Source organism: Bordetella ansorpii (genome assembly GCF_900078315.1).
In the GTDB taxonomy this organism is placed as follows: Bacteria; Pseudomonadota; Gammaproteobacteria; order Burkholderiales; family Burkholderiaceae_B; genus Bordetella; species Bordetella ansorpii.
In genome coordinates, this window is record NZ_FKBS01000014.1 from 584,763 (window position 1) to 610,043 (window position 25,281).

The 25,281-nt window shown below is 68.0% G+C and carries 22 protein-coding genes and 2 riboswitches; of the genes, 13 read left to right on the plus strand and 9 right to left on the minus strand.

Features of this window, described 5'->3' with window-relative positions:
• Positions 1-26 precede the first annotated feature (26 nt).
• Positions 27-731: an SDR family NAD(P)-dependent oxidoreductase gene (locus tag A7W11_RS10370; RefSeq protein ID WP_066413839.1), complete on the plus strand. Its 705-nt coding sequence runs from the start codon at positions 27-29 to the stop codon at positions 729-731.
• 22 nt (positions 732-753) lie between these two features.
• Here A7W11_RS10370 and A7W11_RS10375 read toward each other — a convergent pair whose 3' ends face one another.
• Positions 754-1,200, minus strand: coding sequence for a GNAT family N-acetyltransferase (locus tag A7W11_RS10375; RefSeq protein ID WP_066411273.1), 447 nt, complete (start codon positions 1,198-1,200; stop codon positions 754-756).
• A 45-nt stretch (positions 1,201-1,245) separates the two neighbouring features.
• Entirely contained in the window at positions 1,246-1,671 is a 426-nt protein-coding gene (locus A7W11_RS10380; protein WP_066411277.1) for a VOC family protein, read from the minus strand.
• Between the two features lie 338 nt (positions 1,672-2,009).
• On the opposite strand from A7W11_RS10380, the gene A7W11_RS10385 reads away from it, so the two are divergent.
• Entirely contained in the window at positions 2,010-2,468 is a 459-nt protein-coding gene (locus A7W11_RS10385) for a hypothetical protein (protein ID WP_066411280.1), read from the plus strand.
• Positions 2,469-2,674: 206 nt separating this feature from the next.
• Complete coding sequence (locus A7W11_RS10390; RefSeq protein WP_066411285.1) at positions 2,675-4,936, plus strand: arginine/lysine/ornithine decarboxylase; 2,262 nt, start codon at positions 2,675-2,677, stop codon at positions 4,934-4,936.
• 27 nt (positions 4,937-4,963) lie between these two features.
• Here A7W11_RS10390 and A7W11_RS10395 read toward each other — a convergent pair whose 3' ends face one another.
• Positions 4,964-5,869 (minus strand): DMT family transporter, encoded by a 906-nt coding sequence (locus A7W11_RS10395; protein WP_066411289.1) that lies wholly within the window; start codon positions 5,867-5,869, stop codon positions 4,964-4,966.
• Between the two features lie 149 nt (positions 5,870-6,018).
• Between A7W11_RS10395 and A7W11_RS10400 the strand changes: the two genes are divergently transcribed.
• The 4 genes from A7W11_RS10400 to A7W11_RS10415 all read left to right on the plus strand — a co-directional run bounded on the left by A7W11_RS10400 (position 6,019) and on the right by A7W11_RS10415 (position 9,655).
• A complete protein-coding gene (locus tag A7W11_RS10400) occupies positions 6,019-6,951 on the plus strand; it encodes an AraC family transcriptional regulator (protein WP_412778724.1) in 933 nt (310 codons plus the stop codon).
• A gap of 157 nt (positions 6,952-7,108) precedes the next feature.
• On the plus strand, positions 7,109-8,308 hold the full coding sequence (locus A7W11_RS10405; protein ID WP_066411293.1) for a BaiN/RdsA family NAD(P)/FAD-dependent oxidoreductase: 1,200 nt from the start codon (positions 7,109-7,111) through the stop codon (positions 8,306-8,308).
• A 167-nt stretch (positions 8,309-8,475) separates the two neighbouring features.
• Positions 8,476-8,949, plus strand: a complete 474-nt coding sequence (locus A7W11_RS10410) for a DUF2753 family protein (RefSeq protein ID WP_066411306.1) — start codon at positions 8,476-8,478, stop codon at positions 8,947-8,949.
• Between the two features lie 91 nt (positions 8,950-9,040).
• The gene (locus A7W11_RS10415; RefSeq protein WP_066411309.1) at positions 9,041-9,655 is read left to right on the plus strand and encodes a superoxide dismutase; all 615 of its coding nucleotides are present in this window, start codon (positions 9,041-9,043) and stop codon (positions 9,653-9,655) included.
• 77 nt (positions 9,656-9,732) lie between these two features.
• On the opposite strand, the gene A7W11_RS10420 is transcribed toward A7W11_RS10415, so the two are convergent.
• Entirely contained in the window at positions 9,733-10,680 is a 948-nt protein-coding gene (locus A7W11_RS10420; protein WP_066411311.1) for a LysR family transcriptional regulator, read from the minus strand.
• A 142-nt stretch (positions 10,681-10,822) separates the two neighbouring features.
• Between A7W11_RS10420 and A7W11_RS10425 the strand changes: the two genes are divergently transcribed.
• The 6 genes from A7W11_RS10425 to gcvP all read left to right on the plus strand — a co-directional run bounded on the left by A7W11_RS10425 (position 10,823) and on the right by gcvP (position 19,442).
• On the plus strand, positions 10,823-11,833 hold the full coding sequence (locus A7W11_RS10425) for a Bug family tripartite tricarboxylate transporter substrate binding protein (protein ID WP_066411313.1): 1,011 nt from the start codon (positions 10,823-10,825) through the stop codon (positions 11,831-11,833).
• Positions 11,834-11,901: 68 nt separating this feature from the next.
• On the plus strand, positions 11,902-13,065 hold the full coding sequence (locus A7W11_RS10430) for a mandelate racemase/muconate lactonizing enzyme family protein (protein WP_066411317.1): 1,164 nt from the start codon (positions 11,902-11,904) through the stop codon (positions 13,063-13,065).
• Between the two features lie 474 nt (positions 13,066-13,539).
• Positions 13,540-14,433 carry a ZIP family metal transporter gene (locus A7W11_RS10435; protein WP_066411320.1) on the plus strand — a complete coding sequence of 298 codons (894 nt, stop codon included), beginning with the start codon at positions 13,540-13,542 and terminating at the stop codon, positions 14,431-14,433.
• Positions 14,434-14,609: 176 nt separating this feature from the next.
• Positions 14,610-14,698: riboswitch (glycine riboswitch) on the plus strand.
• A 24-nt stretch (positions 14,699-14,722) separates the two neighbouring features.
• A riboswitch (glycine riboswitch) is annotated at positions 14,723-14,839 on the plus strand.
• Between the two features lie 85 nt (positions 14,840-14,924).
• A complete protein-coding gene (gene gcvT / locus A7W11_RS10440) occupies positions 14,925-16,022 on the plus strand; it encodes a glycine cleavage system aminomethyltransferase GcvT (protein WP_066411324.1) in 1,098 nt (365 codons plus the stop codon).
• 81 nt (positions 16,023-16,103) lie between these two features.
• Positions 16,104-16,478, plus strand: coding sequence for a glycine cleavage system protein GcvH (gene gcvH, locus A7W11_RS10445; RefSeq protein ID WP_066411332.1), 375 nt, complete (start codon positions 16,104-16,106; stop codon positions 16,476-16,478).
• A gap of 87 nt (positions 16,479-16,565) precedes the next feature.
• On the plus strand, positions 16,566-19,442 hold the full coding sequence (gene gcvP / locus A7W11_RS10450) for an aminomethyl-transferring glycine dehydrogenase (protein WP_066411334.1): 2,877 nt from the start codon (positions 16,566-16,568) through the stop codon (positions 19,440-19,442).
• Positions 19,443-19,554: 112 nt separating this feature from the next.
• Here the strand turns inward: gcvP and A7W11_RS10455 are convergent, their stop codons facing one another.
• The 5 genes from A7W11_RS10455 to A7W11_RS10475 all read right to left on the minus strand — a co-directional run bounded on the left by A7W11_RS10455 (position 19,555) and on the right by A7W11_RS10475 (position 25,165).
• Positions 19,555-20,436, minus strand: a complete 882-nt coding sequence (locus A7W11_RS10455; protein ID WP_162270260.1) for a LysR family transcriptional regulator — start codon at positions 20,434-20,436, stop codon at positions 19,555-19,557.
• A gap of 162 nt (positions 20,437-20,598) precedes the next feature.
• Positions 20,599-21,552 carry a 2-hydroxyacid dehydrogenase gene (locus tag A7W11_RS10460; RefSeq protein ID WP_082887192.1) on the minus strand — a complete coding sequence of 318 codons (954 nt, stop codon included), beginning with the start codon at positions 21,550-21,552 and terminating at the stop codon, positions 20,599-20,601.
• The gene (locus tag A7W11_RS10465; protein ID WP_066411345.1) at positions 21,552-22,925 is read right to left on the minus strand and encodes an MFS transporter; all 1,374 of its coding nucleotides are present in this window, start codon (positions 22,923-22,925) and stop codon (positions 21,552-21,554) included. The genes A7W11_RS10460 and A7W11_RS10465 overlap by 1 nt, the downstream gene beginning before the upstream one ends.
• A 48-nt stretch (positions 22,926-22,973) precedes the next feature.
• Entirely contained in the window at positions 22,974-24,080 is a 1,107-nt protein-coding gene (locus A7W11_RS10470; RefSeq protein WP_066411351.1) for an ABC transporter ATP-binding protein, read from the minus strand.
• Positions 24,081-24,082: 2 nt separating this feature from the next.
• On the minus strand, positions 24,083-25,165 hold the full coding sequence (locus tag A7W11_RS10475) for an extracellular solute-binding protein (RefSeq protein ID WP_162270261.1): 1,083 nt from the start codon (positions 25,163-25,165) through the stop codon (positions 24,083-24,085).
• Positions 25,166-25,281: the final 116 nt, after the last annotated feature.

A 25,281-nucleotide genomic window follows, 5' to 3' on the forward strand; every position in this document is an offset into this window, starting at 1 on the left:
GCAGTCCGGCCGGACCGCGTTCGATCCTGCCTCGCTCGGCTGAACGCGGGCTGGCGGTGGTGACCGGCGCGGCCGGCGGCATCGGCCTGGCCATCGCGCAGCATCTGCTGGCCGACGGCTGGCGGGTGGCGGGGCTGGATCTGGGTGCGTCCGCGCTAGCGCACCCGGCCTATCGGCACATCCCTGTCGACCTGTGCGATGCCGACGCCACCGCCCAGTCGCTGCAAGCGGTGCCGGACGCCCGAGCCTTGGTGCATTGCGCCGGGATTTTGAGAGTCGGCACTTTGCAGGATCTGAATCCGGCGGACGGCATGCGGATGTGGGCCCTGCATGTGGATGCCGCCGTGCGGCTGGCGCAAGGGCTGTTGCCCGTCTTGTCAGGCAGCGGGCAGGGCAGGGTCGTGCTGATCGGCAGCCGGGTGGCGCAGGGCATGCCCGGACGCAGCCTGTACGCGGCCTCGAAGGCGGCGCTGGTGGCCTTGGCGCGCAGTTGGGCGGCCGAGCTGGCGGCAAGCGGGGTCACGGTCAACGTGGTGTCGCCCGCCGCCACGCAGACAGGCATGCTGGCCGATCCGGCGCGGGCGGCCAGCGCGCCCAGGCTGCCCCCTATCGGCCGGCTGATCCAGCCGGATGAGATCGCGGCGACGGTGGCGTTCCTGCTGTCGGACGCGGCGGCCGCGATCACCGGGCAGGACCTTGCGGTGTGCGGCGGATCGTCGCTGCCGCGTTGAAGGTTGTCCACAGGGCGCCGCGTCAGCGCCGGTATTCGTAGTGAATGTCCCACTGTTCTTCGCCCGTCTGGACGAAGCCGCAGCGCAGGTAGAAGGCATTGGATTCGCTGCCGCGCAGGGCGGTCAGGCGCAGCGTCCGGCTCGTCTCGTGCGCCTGGGCGATGGCCCGGTCCACGACCTTCCTGCCCAGGCCCTTGCCCTGCGCATCGGGGTGCAGGTACAGGTGTTTCAGGCGCAAGGCATCTTCCTCGGCCGCCAGCGCGTAGAACCCTACCTGTGCGCCGTCCAGGCTGATCCACCGCGTGTCGGCCGCCACGAACGAGGCGCGCAGCCTTTGGCGTGAGCGTTCGGGGTCGTAGCGGCCCAGCCTTTCCAGGCTGGGCCGCATGGCCAGGGCACGCAGGTCGGCCAGGGCATCGAAATCGGCGTCGGTGACGGCCAGGAACTGCACGGCGGTGGAAGTCGTCATGGGGCCTACGATGCCACGTCCCCCGTGGGCCGGGCAAGGTACGCCCTATGACTGCCAGGGATCGTACGTTCCGAAACTCCACACATGCCCTTCGGGATCGCGGCACGTGAAGCCGCGCCCGCCGTAATCGGCGTCGGCGATCTTGATCAGGATCGTCGCGCCGGCCGCCCTGGCGCGCGCATACACCGCGTCGGCGTCGTCCACGATCACGTAGGCGCTCTGCGTCTCGCGGTGGCCGATTTCGTCGGGTTGCACCATGTTCCGCGCGAAATCGCTGTCCAGCACCGAACCCAGCATTATCATGCCGTTGCCCAGCGTCAGTTGGGCGTGCAGGATGGTGTCTGCCGGGCCGGGCACGACCAGATGCGCCGAGAAACCGAAGGCCTGTTCCAGCCATTCGATGGCGGCGCTGGCGTTGCGGTAGCGCAGGCATGGGACGATGCGGGCGGGTCCGGCGGGGGCTTGGGTCATGGCGTTTCCTTCTGGATGGATGGGGTGGCGACAGCGTCATCGCCGCGCGCGACCCGGCGGGCTTGCACGACAGGTATAGCCGCGCATTCGCGCCACCCGCTCGACGCCGTGCGTGCCGAAGCGGCGTTGCACATGCGCAACGCGACGATGAAACGGGGTGCGCGCGTGTTTTTCTGTTTGTAGGCGCGTCAGGCCCCTGGGGAGTCCCAGTATGGCTCCGGGGGTGGAAATCCTGCAAGACCGCGTGCCGCACCGTCGCGAGCGGGGTGTGCCGTTTTGACCCTGTACTTATAATGGATTCGTCGAGTTGCGTGGTTTTCCGCGCAGGAGCCAGACCCATGTTCGGTTTCCTCAACAAGACCCAGGTCCGATATGTCGACCCGCAGGTGCAGGACGAATTCGTCCAGAAGGTCAGCGCCGCGGCGGACGACTTCCTGCGGGCCATCGAGCCCGCCGAACGGGTCGCCTGCGACTTCAGCTCCGGCAGCGTCATCCGGCTGGATGCCGTGGCGGCCAGGGTGCGCGAGGGTGCCCTGGCGCTCACCCCCCTGCAGCGCGTGGGTATGGCCGCTTACCTGTACGAGGTGGCGCGCCGCCACCACGGCGGCATCTACGAAGTGTGCGACGACGACGATCCCGTCGTGCTGGTCACCGGCGATCCGCAATGCGAGATCTGCCTGTGCGCCATTTCGCGCGTCGAGCGCAACCTGGCCGGCGTCCAGCCGGAACCCCTGTCGGACCTCTACGCCCGATACGTCGACGCCGTCCAGGCCGATCGGCCCGAGCTGGTGCGTTGACGCCGCTGGGCCGCGCCAAGGCAAAAAAGCCCCCCTGGGGGGCAGCAAGCCGAAGGCGCGGCGTGGGGGCCTGTCCCCCGCTGTCAACAGCACGTCCTGTTCTCGCAGTACACTCGCGTCCGCTTTGACCCAAGCCTGCCATGCATCCGCACGGCGGGCCGCCGGCCCATCCTCCCTCGCGTCACGCCTTGCCCTGGAGCGCCCGCATGAAATTCCGCTTCCCCATTTTCATCATCGACGAAGACTACCGCTCCGAGAATGCCTCGGGTCTGGGTATTCGCGCCCTGGCGTCGGCCATCGAGGCCGAGGGCGTCGAAGTGCTCGGCGTGACCAGCTACGGCGATCTCAGCTCGTTCGCCCAGCAGCAGAGCCGCGCCAGCGCGTTCATCCTGTCGATCGACGATGAGGAATTCGACGATTCGTCGCCCGAGGACGTGGCCAGCGCCATCAAGAACCTGCGCTCCTTCATCGGCGAGCTGCGCTTTCGCAACGCCGACATCCCGATCTACCTGTACGGCGAGACGCGCACCTCCGAGCACATCCCGAACGATATCCTGCGCGAGCTGCACGGCTTCATCCACATGTTCGAGGACACCCCCGAATTCGTGGCGCGCCACATCATCCGCGAAGCCCGCAGCTACGTCGACGGCCTGGCGCCGCCGTTCTTCCGCGAACTGGTCGAGTACGCCCAGGAAGGTTCGTACTCGTGGCATTGCCCCGGCCACTCGGGCGGCGTCGCGTTCCTGAAGAGCCCGGTGGGCCAGATGTTCCACCAGTTCTTCGGCGAGAACATGCTGCGCGCCGACGTGTGCAACGCCGTGGATGAACTGGGCCAGCTGCTGGACCACACCGGCCCGGTGGCCGAATCCGAGCTGAACGCCGCCCGCATCTTCCACGCCGACCACTGCTTCTTCGTCACCAACGGCACGTCCACGTCCAACAAGGTCGTTTGGCATGCCAACGTGGCCGCCGGCGATGTGGTCGTGGTCGACCGCAACTGCCACAAGTCGATCCTGCACGCCATCACGATGACGGGCGCGATCCCGGTGTTCCTGCGGCCCACCCGCAACCACCTGGGCATCATCGGCCCGATCCCGCTGGAAGAGTTCGACCCCGAGAACATCCGCAAAAAGATCGAGGCCAACCCCTTCGCCCGCGAAGCGGTGAACAAGAATCCGCGCATCCTGACGCTGACGCAGAGCACCTACGACGGCGTGATCTACAACGTCGAGATGATCAAGGAAAAGCTGGGCGACTACGTCGACACGCTGCACTTCGACGAAGCCTGGCTGCCGCACGCGTCGTTCCACGAGTACTACCAGGACATGCACGCCATCGGCGAGAACCGCCCGCGCCGCAAGGAAGGCATGGTGTTCGCCACGCACTCCACGCACAAGCTGCTGGCCGGCATCTCGCAGGCCTCGCAGATCATCGTGCAGGAGTCCGAGACGCGCAAGCTCGACCGCAACATCTTCAACGAGGCGTACCTGATGCACACCTCGACGTCGCCGCAGTACGCGATCATCGCGTCGTGCGACGTGGCCGCGGCCATGATGGAGCCCCCGGGCGGCACCGCGCTGGTCGAGGAAAGCATCCGAGAAGCCATGGACTTCCGCCGCGCCATGCGCAAGGTGGAATCCGAGTTCGGCAAGAACGACTGGTGGTTCAAGGTCTGGGGCCCGAACCGCCTGCCGCCGGAAGGCATCGGCCATCGCGACGACTGGATCCTGGAGGCCAACGACCACTGGCACGGCTTCGGCGAGATGGCCGAAGGCTTCAACATGCTGGACCCGATCAAGGCCACGGTCATCACTCCGGGCCTGGACATGTCGGGCAGCTTCGGCGAGACCGGCATCCCGGCCGCGCTGGTGTCCAAGTACCTGACCGAGCACGGCGTGGTGGTCGAGAAGACCGGCCTGTATTCGTTCTTCATCCTGTTCACCATCGGCATCACCAAGGGCCGCTGGAACACGCTGCTGACCGCGCTGCAGCAGTTCAAGGACGACTACGACCGCAACCAGCCGCTGTGGCGCATCCTGCCCGAGTTCTGCCGCGATCATCGCCGCTACGAGCGCATGGGCCTGCGCGATCTGTGCCAGCAGATCCACGAAGCCTATCGCGAACGCGACGTGGCCCGCCTGACCACCGAGATGTACCTGAGCGACATGGTGCCGGCGCTCAAGCCGTCCGACGCCTTCGCCCGCATGGCGCACCGCGAGGTCGAACGCGTGGCGATCGACGAACTCGAAGGCCGCGTGACGGGCGTGCTGCTGACGCCGTACCCCCCGGGCATCCCGCTGCTGATCCCGGGCGAGCGCTTCAACCGCACCATCGTCCAGTACCTGCAGTTCGCCCGCGAGTTCAACTCGCGTTTCCCGGGCTTCGAGACCTACATCCACGGCCTGGCCGACGAGACGGCGCCGGACGGCAGCAAGCGTTACTACGTGGACTGCCTGAAGGAAGACTGATCCGCTTGCGCGCCTGCCGGCTGATCCTCACACCAGCCGGCGGGCGCGCATCAGGTTCAGCAGCTTGCGCGGCGCCCCGAACACCACCAGGTTGCCGGCCACCACCAGCGCCAGGCCGAATACGGCCAGGGGCGACCACTCGTAGCCCTCGAACAGCGTGGACGCGGCCAGCGCCACGAACGGGAACAGCACCGTGCAGTACGCGGCGCGTTCCGGCCCGATGCGCGCCACCAGCGTCAGGTAGGCCGTGAAACCGATCACCGATCCCGGAATCGCCAGATACAGCAGGGCGCCCAGGTAGCGGGCGTCGGTGTCCAGGCCCAGGGGCAGGCCGGCCGCCAGACTGCCCACCGCCAGCACCGAAGCCCCCATCAGCATGGCCCACGCGTTGGCCGTCAGCGGATGCAGCCCCATGGCCGACATGCGCGTGGACAGCAGGTTGCCGGTGGAAAAGCACAGCGTGCCCAGCATCGCCAAACCCATGCCCAGCCAGGTGTCCGCGTCGTCCAGATGGCCCGCCATCTGCTGGATCGACAGCGCGCCGATGCCCGCCAACCCCAGCAGGGCGCCGGCGATGACCTGCGGCTGCAGCGGCCGGCCCATGAAGAGACGGCCGTTGATGGCGTTCAACAGCGGCGCCAGCGAGAACACCACGGCGACCAGGCCGCTGGCCACGTAGTGTTCCGAATAATAGAAACACAGGAAATTCAGGCAGAACAGCGCCAGGCCCTGGGCCACGAGGAAGCGCCACGCGCCCGCGGGCGGCAACATCGGGCGGCGCAGCAGCCGCAGCAGGGCGAACAGCACCAGCGCCGCGATGCCGAAGCGCCAGGCGATGGACACCGGCGGCGGCACCACGCCGATCTGCCACTTGATGGCGATCCAGGTCGTACCCCAGATCAGGACGGTCAACAGGTAGAGCGCGAGGTTCATGGCGAAGGCAGAGCAATGGGCTACAAGGATGGCGATTCTGTGCCTGGCTCGGCCTCCGTGATTGTCCAGGCTTGCGGTTTTGTCGCGACAGGCCCGCCCGGCGGGAGGCTGCGTCTCTATACTGTCTGGTATCGCCAGTCCTGCCTGCCATTCCCGTGAACTCCGCCGAATCCATTGCCGCGTCCGCCGACCTGCCGCCTTTTGGCCTGCAGTCGGTCTGTCATGCCCTGGGATCCGCCGACGCCCGGCTGGAACGCTTCGCGTGGCTGGGCGACCAACTGGCCGTGGCCATCTGGACGCGCCAGACCGACGAAACGGAAACCGTCTACGTGAAGCCGGGGCATCACACGCTGTCCTGCTACCTGGATGGCGGCTATCGCACCGAACGCCAACGCGTGCCGGGCCACGGCGCGCCCAGCAAGCTGTGCACGCTGCCGGGCGAGCACGAGTCGCGCTGGTGGGTGCGCGGGTACATGCATTTCATGCACCTGTACTTCCTGCCCGAGCATTTCACGCGCCGGGCGGTGATCGAACTGGACCGCGAGCCGCGCGAACTGACGCTGGCCGACCGCACCTATTTCGAGGACGGGCCATTGACCGAGCTGTGCCGGTCGCTGGCGGGCTTCGATTGGGACGACGCGGACGGCCGCCTGCGGGCCAACCAGACCGCTCACGAGGCGCTCAGCCTGCTTTTGCGTGGCCAGAGCATGACGCGCAAAGGCGCCGCGCCCAAGGGGGGCCTGTCGGTCGCGGTGCGGCGGCGCCTGCGCGACTACATCGACGCGCACCTCACCCAGTCGCTGACGCTGGGCGATCTGGCCGACGTGGCGGCGTTGTCCGAGTTCCATCTGGCGCGCATGTTCCGCGTGTCGTTCGGCCTGCCGCCGCACGCCTGGATCGCGCAGGCGCGCGTGGACCGCGCCCGTGCGCTGTTGAGCGCCACGGCCTTGCCGCTGGCCGACGTGGCCACGCAGTGCGGCTATGCCAACGTGAGCCATTTCAGCCACCGTTTCCGCGCCAGCGTCGGCGCCACGCCGAACGCCTACCGGCTGGCCCTGCGGCCGGGCGCGACCAAGGCGTAGCAGCGGCTGGCGCAGGCATTGTCCTGCGCCTGGCCAGGCGCGCGCCGCCGGGCCGGGCAATCCCGCCTGCCGGTCCTCCCGGGCTGTTTACACTACACTGCCGGCCCATACCCGCAGTGCGAAGCCGCTTCCGTGTGAACCGGCCCGAGACCTATTCATGTACGACGTAGCAATCCTTGGAGCCGGCGCCGCTGGCATGATGTGCGCCGCCGTCGCGGGCCAGCGCGGCCTGCGCGTGGTGCTGATCGACCATGCCGGGAAACTGGCGGAGAAGATCCGCATCTCGGGCGGCGGCCGCTGCAACTTCACCAACATCGGCGCGGGTCCCGCCAATTTCCTGTCCGAGAACCCGCACTTCTGCCGTTCCGCGCTGGCCGGCTACACGCCGCGCGAGTTCCTGGACCTGGTGCGCGCGCACCGCATTGCCTGGCACGAGAAGCATCGCGGCCAGTTGTTCTGCGATGACTCCAGCGAATCCATCATCGACATGCTGCGCGCCGAATGCCAGCAGGGCGGCGTGTCCTGGCGCATGCCATGCAGCGTGCAGGAGATCGGCCGCGAGAACGAGGCCTACGTGCTGCGCACCAGCCAGGGCGAGGTGCGCGCGGCCAAGCTGGTGGTGGCCACCGGCGGCATGGCCATTCCGCAATTGGGCGCCACCGATTTCGGCCTGAAGATCGCCCGCCAGTTCGGGCTGAAGGTGGTCGATCCGCGTCCGGCGCTGGTGCCGCTGACCTTCGATGCCGAGCAGTGGAAGCCGTTCGCCGAACTGTCCGGCGTGGCGCTCGAAGTCGGCCTGGAAACCGGGCAGGGCAAGGCGCGCGGCGAGTTCCTGGAAGACCTGCTGTTCACGCACCGGGGGCTGTCGGGTCCCGCCATCCTGCAGATTTCCAGTTACTGGAAGCCCGGCGAGGCCATCTCGCTGGATCTGGCGCCCGGCCGCGACATGGCCGAGGAACTGCTGGCCGTGAAGGCCGGCAACCGCCAGCAATTGCATACCGTGCTGGGCGGCATGTGGCCCAAGCGCCTGGCCGACCGCTGGCTGCAGGCCGCCGGCCCTGGTGCGCAGGACCTGTCGGCCAGCCGCGTGGCCGATCTGCCCGACCGCGCGTTGCGCGAGCTGGGCGCTCGCATCAATCAGTGGCAACTGGTGCCCACCGGCACCGCCGGCTACAAGAAGGCCGAGGTGATGCGCGGCGGCGTGGATACGCGCGGGCTGGACCAGAAATCCATGCAGGCGCGCACGGTGCCGGGCCTGTACTTCATCGGCGAGACGGTCGACGTGACGGGCTGGCTGGGTGGCTACAACTTCCAGTGGGCCTGGGCGTCGGCAGTGGCCTGCGGGCGGGCGCTGTAGCAGCGCGCCATCGCACGATGGCGCGTCAACAAGGGGGCGGGATGCCGTGTCACGGCGCCGGACCCTTTGCCCCTGCCATCCACGCGGTTGTTGCTTTGAACGTAAATTACTATCATTAACGTTCGTTGTTACAGCTTTCCCAGCCGGCCCTGCCGGAAGGAGTCCGCATGGTCCGCTTGGCACAGCAATACGCGCCCGCGCGCGGCGCGCATTCCCATACCGGTCTGTCGCGCTGGCAGTCCGTCACGCGTGAGGGCAACCAGGCGTTCGAGCAAGGCGACTTCTCCACCGCCCTGAGTCATTACCAGGAAGCGCTGGACCTGGCGCAACGCTTTGCGCCCGAGGCGCCGGACGCCGCGCCGGCGCTGGTTGTCTCGCATCACAACCTGGCCGAACTGCATGAGCGGCAGGGCCAGTCCGACGATGCCGCGCGTCATCTGTGCCGCGCCCATGAAGCCCTGTGCGCTCGCGCCGCCGATGACAGCGGCGAAGAGTCCATCCGCGTCACGGCGTGGCGGCATACCCGCGTCACCTATGCCGCCCTGTTGCGTTTTCTGCAGCGCCATCCCGAGCACGCCGCTGCGCAACGCGCCGCCCGGCTGTCGTCGGGGGATGGGCCGTTCCAGACACTGCCGAACTGAGCCGCGAGGCGCCTGCTGCCCGCCGCCCGTTCGGCCAGATCTCTTTCAAGACCGAAGCTCTCCACCGGAGGGCCCCAACCGGAGTTTCCGCATGGCCTATACCTTGCCGCCCCTGCCTTACGCCTACGATGCGCTCGAACCGCATATCGACACGCAGACGATGGAGATCCACTACACCCGCCATCACCAGACCTACATCAACAACCTGAACGCCGCGCTGGAAGGCGCCGGCCTGCCGACCGACCGTCCGGTGGATGACCTGGTGGCCGATATCGAGACGCTGCCGGAAGCCTTGCGCGGCGCCGTGCGCAACAACGGCGGCGGCCACGCCAACCACAGCCTGTTCTGGACGGTGATGTCGCCCGAGGGCGGCGGCGCGCCCGGCGGCAAGCTCGCCGCGGCCATCGACGCCGAACTGGGCGGACTGGAATCCTTTCGCGACGCGTTCACCAAGGCCGCCCTGTCGCGTTTCGGCAGCGGCTGGGCCTGGCTGAGCGTGACCCCGCAAGGCAAGCTGGTGGTGGAAAGCTCCGCCAACCAGGACAGCCCGCTGATGCACGGCAACACGCCCATCCTGGGTCTGGACGTGTGGGAACACGCCTACTACCTGAAGTACCAGAACCGCCGTCCGGAATACATCGGGGCGTTCTACAACGTGGTGGACTGGCGCGAAGTGGCGCGCCGCTACGAGGCCGCGCTGGCCTGATGCAGCGACAAGACGGGGCGGTCGCGCCGGCGTGCGCGGCCGCCTTGCTTTTGAAAGCGGGAAAGGGCGTCCGGCCGCTATTCGCGGGCGGACGACCCGGGCTGGCGTCCGTCCAGCCCCGCGCGCTCATCCGTGAAGGCCTCGCGCAGGAAGTCGACGAATGCGATGACGCGTCCCGCGTACTGGTGCTGCGGCGAGTACACCGCATAGATGTCCGCCGCGGGCGTCTGGTAGCGCCCCAGCACCTGGCGCAGCCGTCCCGCGGCCAGATGGGCGGCGATGTCCCATTCGGCGCGCAGCAGGATGCCGTGGCCGTCCAGCGCCCAGTTCACCGCGATCTCTCCATCGTTGGTGCTCATGTGCACGCCGACCTTGATGGCGTGCTCGCGCTTGCCTGACCGCAGACGCCATACTCCGTGCGTTTCGCTGCCGTGGCGGATGTCGATGCAGGCGTGCCGGGCGAGGTCTTCAGGCAGCACGGGCTCGCCATGTTTTGCCAGATAGGCCGGCGCGGCGCAAAGCAGCCGGCGGTTGGCCGCGATGGGCCGCGCAATGACGCGGGCCTCGGGCGGCTCACCGAAGCGCACGCAGATGTCGAATGCGTCTTCGGTCAACGGGGGCGGGGCCACCGTCAATTGCAATTGCACATCCACGTCCGGATAGCGCTGGCGAAAGCGTGACAGCAGGGGTGCGACGTGGTTGCGTCCGAAGCCCAGCGTGGCGTTCACGCGCAACAGCCCCGTGGGCTGCTGGCGTGCGCGCGAGACGTGGCGCTCCATGTCCTCGATGTCGGCCAGGATGCGCCGCGCGTGCATCAGGTAGATCTCGCCTTCTTCGGTCAGGTGCATGCGGCGCGTGGTGCGCGTGAGCAGTTGCACGCCCAGCCGCGCCTCCATCTGCGCCAGCCGCTTGGTGACGGCGGGCGGGCTGACGCCCATCTCGCGCGCGGCGGCGGCCAGGCTGCTGCAACGCGCCAGCAGGCTGAAGAACGCCATTTCGGAAGGGGCCAGCGGGGGGCTCATCATTAACCAGATCGAAATGATGGAATAACTTCGGGCTCGTTCGTTGCCATTCTAGCGGGCTTAGAGTGCCTCATTCCCATTGTGGAATGCACGGCAACCGGCGCATCGACGTCCGGCCGCACACCTAAAACAACGAGGAGACATCATGTCATTGCATCGCCTGCCGCGGCATTGCCGCGGCCTGCTGGGCTGCATCACCCTGGGTGCCGCGGCGCTATTGCCGCTGGCCGCCGCCACGGCGCAATCCGCCTTCCCGGGAGACCGGCCCGTATCCATCGTCGTGCCGTACTCGCCCGGCGGCGCCACCGATGCGGTGGCGCGGTTGTTGAGCACCAAACTGACCACGTCGATGAAGGGCACGTTCATCGTCGAGAACCGGCCCGGCGCCAGCGGCACCATCGCCATGTCGTCGGTGGTGCGCGCGCGACCCGACGGGCATACGCTGTTCATGAACGAGATCACCTCCACGGTGGTGTCCGAGCTGGTGCCCAACCTGAGCTTCGACCCCGTCAAGTCGCTGCAGCCGGCCGTGCTGGTGGCCGAGACGCCGTTCGTGCTGGTGATCAACAGCAACGTGCCGGCACGCACCCTGGCCGAGTTCGTGGAATACGCGCGCGCCAACCCCGGCAAGATCACCTATGGCTCGGGTGGGGTGGGCAGCGGGCCGCACCTGGCGGGCGAGCTGTTCAAGCAACTGACGGGGGCGGACATCCTGCACGTGCCGTACCGCGGGTCGGGGCCGGCCTTGCAGGATCTGCTGGGCGGTCAGATCCAGATGCTGATCACGGCGGCGCCGACGGTGGCGCCCTTCGTCAGCGAGGGCCGCCTGCGCGCGCTGGCCGTGGCGCGCGGCGAACGCATCAAGGCCCTGCCCAATGTGCCCACGTCCAAGGAGGCGGGTCTGGCGGGCTTCGAGATCAGCAACTGGTTCGGCCTGGCCGCGCCGCAGGACACGCCGCCGCCCGTGCTCGAGGCCATTGCGCAGGGCGTGAACCAGGCGCTGCGCGACAAGGATTTCCTGGCCAACCTGGAGACTGCCGGCGCGGTGCCGCTGGGCGGCTCGTCGGGTGCCGCGCGTGACCGTGTCGCCAGCGAAACCCAACGCTGGAGCGCGATGCTGCAGGCCAATGCCGGCGGGCAGGGCGCGAAGAAATAGAGCAGGGCGGCGCGTTCATCGACGCGCTTGGGCAAACGCCATATCCATGGCTGCAACAGAGGAAAGCAATGAAGATCAAGCGTATCGTCCCGCTGCACGTGGGCCAGTTCATGTATGCCCGGGTCGAGACCGACTCGGGCCTGGTGGGCGTCGGCGAGGCCGGCACCTGGGGCCACCTGCAGGCCGCCGGCGCCGCCATCGAACGGTTCGCCGAATACCTGGAGGGCAAGCCTGCCTTCGACATCGAGCATCACTGGAACGTGATGCACCGCTTCAGTTATTTCCAGGGCCTGGCGATCAATGCCGCCATCTCGGCCATCGACATCGCGCTGTGGGATATCAAGGGCCAGGCGCTGGGCGTGCCGATCTACGAACTGCTGGGCGGCGCGGTGCGCAAAAAGGCGCGCATCTACGGCCACGTCTACGAAAGCTCCATCGAGAAGATCCTGGTCGAATGCCAGGCCAAGATGGAGGCGGGTTTCAACGCCTTCGGCCATCTGAACCCCTTCCTGGACGAGGGTAACGACCAGGTCTGGTTCAAGACCCACATCAAGAAGATGCGCGACGCCATCGACAACGTGCATCGCATGCGCGAGGTGGTGGGCGACAGGGTGGACCTGTTGATCGAGCTGCATCGGCGCCTGACGCCGCCCGAGGCCATCACGTTCACCAACGCCATCGAGGACACGCATCCGATGTTCGTCGAGGATCCGATCCGTCCCGAGGGGCCGGATGCCATGGCGCGCGTGGCCGAGAAGATCAACGTGCCCATCGCCACCGGCGAGCGCTTCGCCACCATCTACGAATTCCAGGCGCTGCTGGCGCGCAATGCCGTGGAGTTCGCGCGGGTGGACCTGTGCCTGTGCGGCGGCATCACGGGGGCGCGCAAGGTGGCGGCGATGGCCGAGGCGCATCACGTGCAGATCGTGCCACACAATCCGCTGTCGCCGATCGGGCTGGCCGCCTGCCTGCAACTGGCCGCGGCGGTGCCCAACTTCGCCATCCAGGAATACGCCACGGGCTTCGAGGCCGGCATTTTCGAGTCCAGCCCGATCCACCTGGGCAGCGACGTGGTGGACGAGGTGCCGCGTCCGCATCAGGGCTTCGTGGACATCCCGAGCCGCGCCGGGCTGGGCATGGCGCTGCTGCCGGAGGCGCAGAGGATTCGTCCGCCGCTGTCCAAGCCCATTTCGATGCGGCCCCATTTCGATGGATTCGTGGTCGACCAATAAACAGCAGGACGACCCTCGCCAGTTTGTGGGTAATCAGGGGAAACCCTTGATTTGGCCGGTATACCCGCGCCCGCTTGTCGGGCCGAGTCGTTTTCCGAGCGGCCTCATCGATTGGGATCCTTTGTGAGTCAACAAGGTAAAGACCTGTCCATACAGGCGAGGGTATGGCTATTCGTGCTGGGCGCGCAATTCGCCCGACCGGGGCGATTACGTGGTGGCGTACGCGCTGCCGAAGCCGTGATCGGCAGTCAGGCATGATCCATGCGGGGCGCTCTTCGGAGCGCCCCGTTTTTTTGGGGCGCGTGTGTCTTGTGACAGCAATGGTGTTGTGTCATTGAATGAAAATACATATCATTAACAACACAGTGGTTGCATCAGCCCGTCTCGTCCGTCAGGCCGTCATCGGCGGGAACGTGGATATCGCAGACGGCGCTCGCCCATCCCGACAACCAGGCAGCACGCAGGAAACTTTCCGTGAACACCCACAGTCGCCATCGCGTACGTCCCGCCGCCACCAGCGTCAGCCTCTGGACCATGGCGGTATTGGTCTCGTGCCTGGCGATGTATCAGTTGTGGGCCTACCTGTCCGTGCGCACGCCAGCCGTGTCCGACGCGCTGGCGGGCGGCATGGTGGCCGCGGTGGCCACGGCGCTGGGCACCTTGCCCGTGCTGTTCTCGCAGACGCTGTCGGAGAAAGTGCAGGACATCATGTTCGGCTTCGGCGCGGGCGTGATGCTGGCGGCCTGCGCGTTCTCGCTGGTGGTGCCCGGCGTGGCGGCGGGCGAGGCGCTCGGCCATGGCGCCTGGACGGCCTCCGGCATCGTCGGCGCGGCCATCCTGCTGGGCGGCGCGGCACTGCTGCTGATGGACCGCCTGCTGCCGCACGAGCATTTCATCAAGGGCAAGGAGGGCGCCGACGCGCAGAAGCTGCGGCGCACGTGGCTGTTCGTTTTCGCCATCGTCCTGCACAACCTGCCCGAAGGCCTGGCCATCGGCGTGGGCTTCGTGGGCAACGATGCCGTGCGCGGCACGGCGCTGGCCACCGGTATCGCCATCCAGGATGTCCCCGAGGGGCTGGTGGTCGCCGTGGCGCTGGTGGCGGCAGGTTATGGCCGTGCCATGGCGGTGGCCATCGGCATGCTGTCGGGCCTGGTCGAGCCGCTGGGAGCGGTATTGGGCGCGGCGGTGGTCGGCTGGTCCGCCGCCATGCTGCCGTGGGGATTGGGCTTCGCGGCGGGGGCCATGCTGTTCGTGATCAGCCACGAAATCATCCCCGAGTCGCACCGCAAGGGGCACGAGGTGCCGGCGACGGTGGGATTGATGGTGGGATTCGTGCTGATGATGATGCTGGACACGGTGCTGGGGTAGCGGCGTCGCCAAAACTTGACGCCCCGCTGCGCTGTACGCGAACGTCCCATGTGCAGCGCCCGCCAGCGACGGGACGGCGCCGGCCGCCCCGGCCTGACGCCAGGGCGCAGGGCGGGGGCACGAGACCGTCCCCGCTTTTCCCCGCCCCGCTTTCGGAGTATGCTTGCCGCGCTGTCACGCTGGTCGCGGGAGAGAGCCGTTCATTCGGCCGCCGAAGGCGCAATTCGCCCGGAATCGCTCAGGTAACCCATACCGCAACCGCATCGTCCGCCGCGCATCGCGCCGGATGAAACAGCACTCTGGAGAGACCTGGTGTCCGCCGCATGGCGTGGATTACCCAGGCGCCGAAGGTGCAAACCCGCTACGTTGCGGGGCAACTCTCAGGCAAAAGGACAGAGGGGCGGAAGATTCGGCCGATCGCCGGGGCTTTCCGCTTCCGCATCGGCATCGCGCAACCCCTCGCGGCAACACCGCCGCCGGAGCCTTTCCGAATGTCCGCACCTCTGCAACGCACTCCGCTGTTCGACGAACACCTGGCCGCCAACGCCCGCATGGTCGATTTCGGCGGCTGGGAAATGCCGCTGTCCTACGGTTCCCAGATCGAAGAACATCACGCCGTGCGCCGCGCCGCCGGCATGTTCGACGTGTCGCACATGCTGAACGTGGACATCGCCGGCGCCGGTGCCAAGGCTTTCCTGCAGCGCCTGATCGCCAACGACGTGGCCAGGCTGACCGTGCCGGGCAAGGCGCTGTACAGCTGCATGCTGAACCCGCAGGGCGGCGTCATCGATGACCTGATCGTCTATTTCTTCTCCGAAGACAAGTGGCGCGTGGTGGTCAACGCCGGCACCGCCGACAAGGACATCGCCTGGATGCGCCGGGTGGCCGCGTCGGGCAACTTCGATGTGACCATCGCGCCGCGCCGTGACTTGGCCATGGTGGCCGTGCAGGGCCCCGAGGCCCGCGCCAAGGTCTGGGCCGCGCGTCCGGCCTGGCAGGCCGCGTCCGAGCCGCTGGGCGTGTTCTCGGCGGCCCTGCTGGGCGACACGCTGGTGGCCCGCACCGGCTACACCGGCGAAGACGGTTTCGAGATCGTGCTGCCGGCCGCGGAAGCGGCCACCCTTTGGCGCGACCTGACCGCGCAGGGCGTGCAGCCCTGCGGCCTGGGCGCGCGCGACACGTTGCGCCTGGAAGCCGGCATGAACCTGTACGGCCAGGACATGGACGAACTGATTCATCCCAACCAGGCCGGCCTGACCTGGACCGTGTCGCTGAAGGACACCGACCGCCGCTTCATCGGCCGCGACGCCATCGAGCAGTTCGCCACGCCCGCCGCCTTCCTGGGCCTGAAGCTGCAGGAGCGCGGCGTGATGCGCGCCCACATGGCCGTGCGCACCGCGCTGGGCGCGGGCGAGGTCACCAGCGGCACCATGTCGCCCACGCTGGGCGTGTCCGTGGGTTTTGCCCGCCTGCCGGCCGGCGTGCAGCCGGGCGACAGCGCCGAGGTCGAGATCCGCGGCAAGTGGGTGCCGGCGCAGGTCTGCAAACTGCCTTTCGTGCGTCACGGCAAGCCCGTCGAACACTCGTAAACTCGTAGCTTCCGGCCCTCTGCGGCCGGAAGGCGCGCAACCTTTTCCCGTATACCGCAGCACCCCTGCCAGGAGTTCTCCATGAGTCTGCCCACCGATCGCAAGTACACCGCGTCCCACGAATGGGTCAAAGCCGAAGGCGACGTGTTCGCCGTCGGCATCACCGACAACGCCCAGGACCAACTGGGCGACCTGGTCTTCGTGGGCGACGTGAACGTCGGCGCCACGCTGAAGGCCGGTGACACCGCCGGCGTGGTCGAGTCGGTCAAGGCCGCCTCCGACATCTACGCGCCGGTCAACGGCGAGATCGTCGCCTTCAACGAAGCACTGGATGCGAATCCCGCGCTGATCAACGAAGCGCCCTTCGACACCTGGATCTTCAAGATCAAGCCGGCCAACGCCGCCGACGTCGACGGCCTGCTGGACGCCGCCGGCTACGAAGCCGCCCAAGGCTGACCCCGCGGCCGCGTGGGCGCATGAGCGCCGCGCGGCCCACCCGGCGCGCCGCAGCCGCGGCGCGCCACCGTTCTTCGAGATTGCTTCATGTCGCGCGCCCTGGATACCCATACCGATTTCATTCCCCGCCACATCGGCCCGTCCGATGACGACCAGGCCAAGATGCTCGCCGTGGTCGGCAGCAACAGCCTGGACGACCTGATCGCCGAGGTGGTGCCGCCCCGCATCCTCAGCAAGCAGCCGCTGGACCTGCCGGCCTCGCGCGACGAGACCGACGTGCTGGCCGAGCTCAAGCAGATCGCCGGCCGCAACAAGGTCTACCGCAACTACATCGGCCAGGGCTACTACGGCACGCACACGCCCAACGTCGTGCTGCGCAACATTCTCGAGAACCCCGCCTGGTACACGGCCTACACGCCGTACCAGCCGGAAATCTCGCAGGGCCGCCTCGAAGCCCTGCTGAACTACCAGACCATGGTCGCCGACCTGACCGGCCTGGACATCTCCAACGCCTCGCTGCTGGACGAAGGCACCGCCGCCGCCGAAGCGATGACGCTGGCGCGCCGCGGCGCCAAGTCCAGGAGCAACGTGTTCTTCGTGTCGCAGCACTGCCATCCGCAGACCATCGAGGTGGTGCGCACGCGCGCCATCGGCCTGGACATCGAGGTGGTGGTGGGCGACGAAGCACAGGGCCTGCCCGAGTGCTACGGCGTGCTGCTGCAATACCCCAACAGCCTGGGTTCGGTCACCGACTACCGCGCGCTGGCCGAACAGGTGCACGCGCAGGGCGGCGTGGTGGCGTGCGCCACCGACCTGCTGGCGCTGGCGCTGCTGGCGGCGCCGGGCCAGTGGGGCGCCGACATCGCCGTGGGTTCGGCGCAGCGCTTCGGCGTGCCGTTCGGCTTCGGCGGCCCGCACGCCGGCTTCATGGCCTGCAAGGACGCCTTCAAGCGCAACATGGCCGGCCGCCTGGTCGGCGTGTCGAAGGACGCGCAGGGCAACCCCGCGCTGCGCCTGGCGCTGCAGACGCGCGAACAGCACATCCGCCGCGAGAAGGCCACGTCCAACATCTGCACCGCGCAGGTGCTGCTGGCCGTGATGGCCGGCATGTACGCCGTGTGGCACGGCCCGGCCGGCATCGCCCGCATCGCCCACCGCGTGCAGCGCTACACCGCCATCCTGCGCGCCGAGCTGGTCAAGCTGGGCATCAAGGTCGCCAACGACACCTTCTTCGACACGCTGCTGCTGGAGACCGGCCCCGCCACGCCGGCCATTCTCACCGCCGCTACGTGCGAGCACATCAACCTGCGCCGCGTCGATGGCGCGCGCCTGGCCGTGTCGCTGGACGAGACCGTCAGCGCCGCCGACCTGCAGGCGCTGGTCAACGTGTTCGCCGCCGGCCTGGAGCATGACGACGTGGCGCTGGACATCGAGGCGCTGGACGCCCAGGCCTCCGACGGCATTCCCGCCGCGCTGCGCCGCCAGGGGCCGATCCTGTCGCACCCGATCTTCAGCAGCGTGCGCTCCGAAACCGACATGCTGCGCTACCTGCGCAAGCTGGCCGACAAGGACCTGGCGCTGGACCGCACGATGATCCCGCTGGGGTCGTGCACCATGAAGCTGAACGCCACGGCCGAGATGATCCCCATCACCTGGCCCGAATTCGCGCAGTTGCACCCCTATGCGCCGTCGTCGCAGGCCGAGGGCTACCACGACCTGATCGTGCGCCTGTCCGCCGCGCTGTGCGAGATCACGGGCTACGACAACATCAGCCTGCAGCCCAACTCGGGTGCGCAGGGCGAGTACGCCGGCCTGCTGGCCATCCGCGGCTATCACCAGGCCAACGGCCAGGGCCAGCGCAACGTGTGCCTGATCCCCTCGTCGGCCCACGGCACCAACCCCGCGTCGGCCCAGTTGGCCGGCATGGAAGTGGTGGTGGTGGCCTCTGACGACAACGGCAACGTCGACATCGACGACCTGCGCGCCAAGGTGGCGCAGGTGGGCGACACGCTGGCGGCATTGATGATTACCTACCCGTCCACGCACGGCGTGTTCGAGGAAGCCGTCACCGAGATCTGCGACATCGTGCACGCGGCCGGCGGCCAGGTGTACCTGGACGGCGCCAACATGAACGCCATGGTGGGCGTGGCCAAGCCGGGCAAGTTCGGCTCGGACGTGTCGCACCTGAACCTGCACAAGACTTTCTGCATTCCGCACGGCGGCGGCGGCCCGGGCGTGGGCCCGGTCGCGGTGCGCGCGCACCTGGCGCCGTACCTGCCGGGTGTGCTGAACGAGCAGGGCCGCCTGCCCGCCGAAGCGCACGTCGGCCCCGTGTCGGCCGCGCCGTTCGGCTCGGCCGGCATCCTGCCGATCCCGTACGTGTACATCGCGCTGATGGGCGCCGACGGCCTGAAGCGCGCCACCGAAGTGGCCATCCTGAATGCCAACTATGTGGCCACGCGCCTGCGCGGTCACTACCCCGTGCTGTACGCGGGCCGCAACGGCCGCGTGGCGCACGAATGCATCCTGGACGTGCGTCCGCTGAAGGACACCAGCGGCATCTCGGCCGAGGACATCGCCAAGCGCCTGATGGACTACGGCTTCCATGCGCCCACCATGAGCTTCCCGGTGGCGGGCACGCTGATGGTCGAGCCGACGGAATCCGAAGGCATCGCCGAACTGGACCGCTTCGTCGACGCGATGATCGCCATCCGCGAGGAAATCGCCCAGGTCGAACGCGGCGAGCGCGACCGTGAAGACAACGTGCTGAAGAACGCGCCGCACACCGCGCAGATGCTGCTGGCCGAGGAGTGGCACCACGGCTACCCGCGCCAGCAGGCGGCCTATCCCGTGGCGTCGCTGCGCGACGCCAAGTACTGGCCGCCCGTGGCGCGCGTGGACAATGCCTACGGCGACCGCAACCTGATGTGCTCGTGCCTGCCGGTCGAGGCCTACGCGAACTGAGACGTTCCGGTCGCTGACCGGACCGACCCCCGAGGGAAGGGCGCCAGCCTGGAACCCGGGGGTTTGGTTTTGCGCATCCGGCCGCCGCCGGGCCGGCCTCGCGCCTGCGCGGTCAGTCCAGGTCCTTGCCCTGCTCGATGTAGCTCCAGAGGCGGCGCAGCGAATGGCGCCGATCGTCCTTGTGGCGGATGAAGTAGTAGGCCAGCCGCGGCGCGGGCAGCTCGCATTCCACCGGGGTCAGCAAGCCCTGGTCGCACCACACCTTCACGTAGGCCTTGGACATGCAGGCCAGGCCCACGCCGGCCAGCATCAGGCCGACCATGGCGGTCAGGCTGCCGCCTATCAGCGTGCGCTGCGACGGATGTCCGACCTCGCCCGCCACGTTGGCCATCAGGCCCGAGATGCGGCTGTTCTCCGCCTTGACGATGACGATGTACCTGGCCAGTTCGTCGCGGGTGATGTAGCGCGTGCCGTTCAGCAGGGTGGGCGATCCCACCCAGATGAAGTCCAGCTGCACCGCCACGTTGGCATGCAGGTCGGGATCGGAGATGGGGCCGGGCGTCAGCGCGAAATCCAGTTCGCCCTTGGCGACCAGGCGTTGCAACTCATGCATCTCGGCGACGTGCGGCGAGAACTTCAAGCCGGGATGCTCGGCGCCGACGCGCGCGACGAAGCCGGGCAGCCAGGTGATGGACATCATCTCGCTGACCCCGATGCGCATGCCGCCGGTCAGCGGCGCGTCGTGGCGGGGCAGGGTGCTGACGCGGTCGCGCATGGTCAGCATGTCGGTGATGAGCGGCAGCAGTTGCTCGCCGCGCCGGGTCAGCAGGGCGCGCTTGCCGCTGCGGTCGAACAGCAGATTCTCCAGCGAGGCCTCGAGCTCTTCGATCCGCTTGGAGACCGATGACTGCGTCATCTGCAGATGCTGTGCCGCCAGTGAAAAACTGCCCAGGATGGCGGACCAGTAGAACGCCTCCAGCTGTTTCAGTGTCAAGACCTTCTCTCCGCGCAACAGGCCGTGGCAGGCCGGCGCCGGGGAAAATTCCCCCACGCCCGGCTTGAGCATAGAGGCTCATGCTGCGATGCGGAATCCGCTGAAACCCGCACTGCGCCCGGCCTCGGCCCTTATCGGGGCCCGTCGCGCGGGGGGGACAGGTCAGGCCATCTCGGGAATGGGCGTGACGGGCCGGCCCGAGCCGAAATAGGCGTCGATGTTCTTGCGCAGCAACTGGCTGCCCAGTGTCTGCATCTCCGGCGCGAAGGCGGCCACGTGCGGCGTCAGCAGCACGTTGTCCAGTTCGCGCAGGCTGGCGGGGATCTCGGGTTCGGTCTCGAAGACGTCCAGCGCGGCGCCGGCCAGCCCGCCCGACCGCAACGCCGCCACCAGGGCGTCGGTGTCCACGTTGGGACCGCGGCCGATGTTCACCAGGAAGCCCGACGGTCCCAGCGCGCGGAGCACGTCGGCGCCGATCATGCGGAAGGTGGCGCGGCCGCCCGGCGCGGCCATGACCAGGATGTCGCAGCGCTCGGCCAACGCCATCACGGACGGCACGTATTCCCATTGCAGCTCGGGCTTGGGCGTGCGGCTGTGATAGAGCACTTCCATGTCGAAGGCGGCCGCGCGGCGGGCGATGCGCTCGCCGATCTGGCCCATGCCGATGATGCCCAGCGTCTTGCCGCCGGGCATGGGCCGGGGGGCCAGCGTGCCGCGCCACAGGCCCTGTTTGGCGCTGGCGTCGAAGGCGGGGATGTTGCGCATCATCGCCAGCAGCATCGCCATGGCGTGGTCGGCCACGCCGCTGGCGTTGCTGCCCGCGCCGTGCGAGACCACGATGCCGCGCTCGCGCGCCGCGTCCAGGTCGACGTTCTCGTAGCCGGTGCCGATGCACGAGATCATGCCCAGCCGGGGCAGGCGGTCGATCTCGCCGCGCGACAGGCCGACGAAGCCGGAGGTGACCACCACGCGGGCCCGCGCGCATTCCTCGGGCGACAGCGCGTCCAGGTCCTTCACGTCGTAGTCCTCGCGCAGCACGTCGCGATGGGGGGGAGACTCGATCTTGAACGGAATGGGTTCTTTCATGGCGTCATGGGTGTCAGTGGCAACAGGCATCAGGCGGAAACCAGGGTTCTCTGGCGGCGCGAGATGCTGATCGCGGCGGCGGCGACCGCCATCGTCGCGCCGATCAGCAGGGCCGTCGTGGCGCCGGAGGCGCCGTTGAAATTCACCAGCATCAGGATGGCCACCACCGAGCCCAGCGACTGGCCGATCAGCCGCGCGGTGCCCAGCGTGCCGCTGGCCGTGCCCGAGCGGCCAGGAGGAGCGGACGAGATCAGCACCCGGTTGTTGGGCGACTGGAACAGGCCGAAGCCCGCGCCGCACAGCGCCATGCGCAGGGCGATGGAATACGGGTCGCTATGGGCGTCGATCAGGCACAGCGAGGCCAGGCCGGCGGCCAGCATCAGCAGGCCGATGAAACCGACCACCGCGGGCGAATAGGCATCGGCCAGGCGCGCGGCGAAGATCGAGGCGACGATGGTCAGTGCCGGCCAGGGCGTCATCACCAGGCCGATCAGCGCCACGTCGTAGTGGGCGACCAGGGCCAGCGCGAAGGGCAGCACGATGAAGGCCTGCATCTGCGCGCAGAAGGACAGCACCGACACCAGCACCGACAGCCGGAAGACGGGAATGCGGAACAGGTCCACCGGCCACAGCGGATGGGCCTTGCGGCGCTCGTTGCGCACGTGCCAGATACCGATCAGGACGCCCGCGATCAACTGCGGCAGCAGCACCACGGCCGCCTGCTGGTGGGCGTAGCCGTTGGCGGCGGACAGCAGCAGCCCGATGACCAGCGCGCTGCGCAAGGCGGCGCCGAAGTCGTAGCGGCGCGTGTGGCGAGGGGTGTGCGGAATGGCGTAGAGGCCGACCAGCACGGCGAAGATGCCGAAGGGCACGTTGATCGAGAACAGCCCCTGCCAGCCGGCCAGCTTCAGGATCAGCGGCGCGACGGAAGGGCCCGCCGTGGCGGACACCGCGGCGACCACCGCGTTGATGCCGATGCCGCGTCCCAACTGCTTCATGGGATACACGAAGCGCACGATGGCGATGTTGACGCTGAGCACGCCGGCCGCGCCCAGGCCCTGGACCGCCCGCAGCAGGCTGGCCGACAGGATGGAGTCCGAGAACGCCAGCGCGGCCGAGGACAGCGTGAACACCAGCAGGCCGGACAGGTAGACCCTGCGGTAGCCGTAGATCTCGCCCAGCGAGGCCAGCGGCAGCAGCCCCACGGCCATGGCCAGCTGGTAGGCGCTGACGATCCAGATGGATTGCGCCGGACTGGCGTCCAGCTCTTGCGCGATGCTGGGCAGGGCCACGCTGATCATGTTCATGGCCAGGCCCGTCATCGTTACGGCAAGGGCCATGGTGAAAATGGCCCACACGCGCCGCGCTGGTGGAATCCCATCCACCCCGTTGGCGATCGACATCTACATCTCTTGATAGATCAATTAATAACGCGCTCGCATCATACGCCGTCAGGCCGCCTGACGCTCGTCGATGACGTGCGCGCAGCCCGGGTCCCAGGTGGCGACGACCTCGGCGCCCACGACAATGGCCGTCTGCGTCCCGTCATGGGCCCGGTTCGGCCGGCTGGCCAGGAAGGGCTTGCCGCTGGGCAGGCGCAGGTGGAAGTGGGTGGTCTGTCCCCGGTAGACCACCTGTTCCACCTTGGCGCGCAGTCCATTGGGCGGCGTAGCGGCGGCGCTGGCGTCCAGGTCGACCATTTCGGGCCGGATCGACACCACGCATTGCCGGTTGACGGCGGGCGTGTGGTCCACGCGGATGCGCACACCGCCATCCAGTTCCAGCACTGCCGCGTCGCCCTCCTGGCCGACCAGCTTGCCGTCCAGCAGATTGGAGGCGCCCACGAAGCCCGCCACGAAGCGGCTGACCGGTTTGCTGTAGACCTCGCTGGGCGTGCCCACCTGCTCGAGCTTGCCGCCGCGCATGATGACGATGCGGTCGGCCATGGTCATGGCCTCTTCCTGGTCGTGCGTGACCAGCACGGCGGTGGTGCCCAGCCGCTTCTGCAATTGCCGGATCTCGACCTGCATGTCCTCGCGCAGGTTCTTGTCCAGCGCGCCCAGCGGCTCGTCGAGCAGCAGCAGCGACGGCTCGATGACGAAGGCGCGCGCCAGCGCCACGCGCTGCTGCTGGCCGCCCGACAGGGCCGAGGGATAGCGTTCGGCGTAGCCCTCCAGCTGCACCAGCGCCAGCGCCTGCCGCACGCGGGATTGCAGGTCGGCCTGTTTCAGCCCGCGCATGCGCAGGCCGAAGCCCACGTTCTGCGCGATGGTCATGTGCGGGAACAGCGCGTAATTCTGGAACAGCATGCCGATGTTGCGCTTGTGCACCGGGACATGCGTCAGGCGGCTGCCGCCGATCAGCACTTCGCCGTTGGTGGGTTCGATCAGTCCGGCGATCATGCGCAGCGTGGTCGTCTTGCCGCAGCCGCTGGGGCCCAGGAAGGCGATCATCTCGCCCGCGCCGATGCGCAGGGTCACCTCGTCGACCGCCACGGATTTGCCGTAGTGCTTGGTCAGGCCGTTCAGGGCCAGGTCCTGTGGGACGGCTTTCTGCATTGTCATGCTCCGAAAACCTGGTTGAACTTGTCGATGATGCCGCTGCGCAGCGGATTGATGTATGCCCAATCCAGCGAATGCAGGGCGTTGATGCGGTCGGCGGGGTAGGGCACCATCTTGGCCACGTCGGCCTTCAGGTCGATGTCCTTCACCGACGGCGCGGCGTAGATGAACTCGGCCATGCCTTTCTGGAATTCATTGGCCAGGCACATGTCGATGAATGCGGCGCCCAGTTCGGGCTCGGGCGCGTTCTTCACCAGCGTGACGCAGTTGATGCCGGCGAATGCGCCTTCCTTGGGCTGGCTGAACGTCACGGGCGCGCCCTTGAAGATGTAAGGGTAGATAGCCTTGGAGAAGTCCGGCCCCGCCGCGATGGCCTGGCCCTGCGACACCTGCAGCACCGCGTTGCCCGAGGCCTCGTAGATGGTCTGCACGTTGGGCTTGAGCTCGGCCATCTTGGCCCAGCCGGCATCCAGCTCGTACTGGGCCTGGGCGATGGGCTTGCCCGTGGCCAGCGCGGCGGCGGCCACCAGCAGCGTCACGCTCATCGACAACTTGGGCGTGGTCATCATGAACTGGCCGCGCAAGTCCTCGGACCACAGCGTCGCGAAGCTCTCCACGGGCACGCCGGCCGCGGTGCTGTACCAGGGCGCGATGGCCGATACCGAGAAGGCCGTGCCGTAGCGATCATTCAGCACGTAGCGCGGGAACACGTTGGCCAGATTGGGGATCCTGTCCTGCGGCAGTTGTTCGATCAGGTTCTCGGCCTTTGCGATGGGGATGCCCAGGTCATCCATCATCATCACCGAGAACTGCGGATTGGCACGCTGCGTACGCATGACGGCGATGTTGGCCAGCGTGGCGCTCTCGGTCTGCAGCACCTTGCAGCCGAACTGCTTCTCGAAGGCCGGGATGATGAACTTGCGCACGTATTCGGCCTGCGGGCCGGTGTAGGTGCTGACGCGCAGCACCTTGTTCTGCGCCCAGGCATTGCGTACGGCGAAGGCCGGCACGGCCAGCGCGCCGCCCGCCAGCAGCAGGCTGCGGCGGCGCGGCGAGGACGGTTGCGTTTTCGAGACTGCCATGGTGATTCCCCTGTACATCGTTGGTTGGTTGGATACGGCTGACAGCGCGGCTTCCGGCGCGCTGGCGGACCTGCGCGTTCGCCCCGATGGCGCAGCCGCGGTGCCACGGATACGTC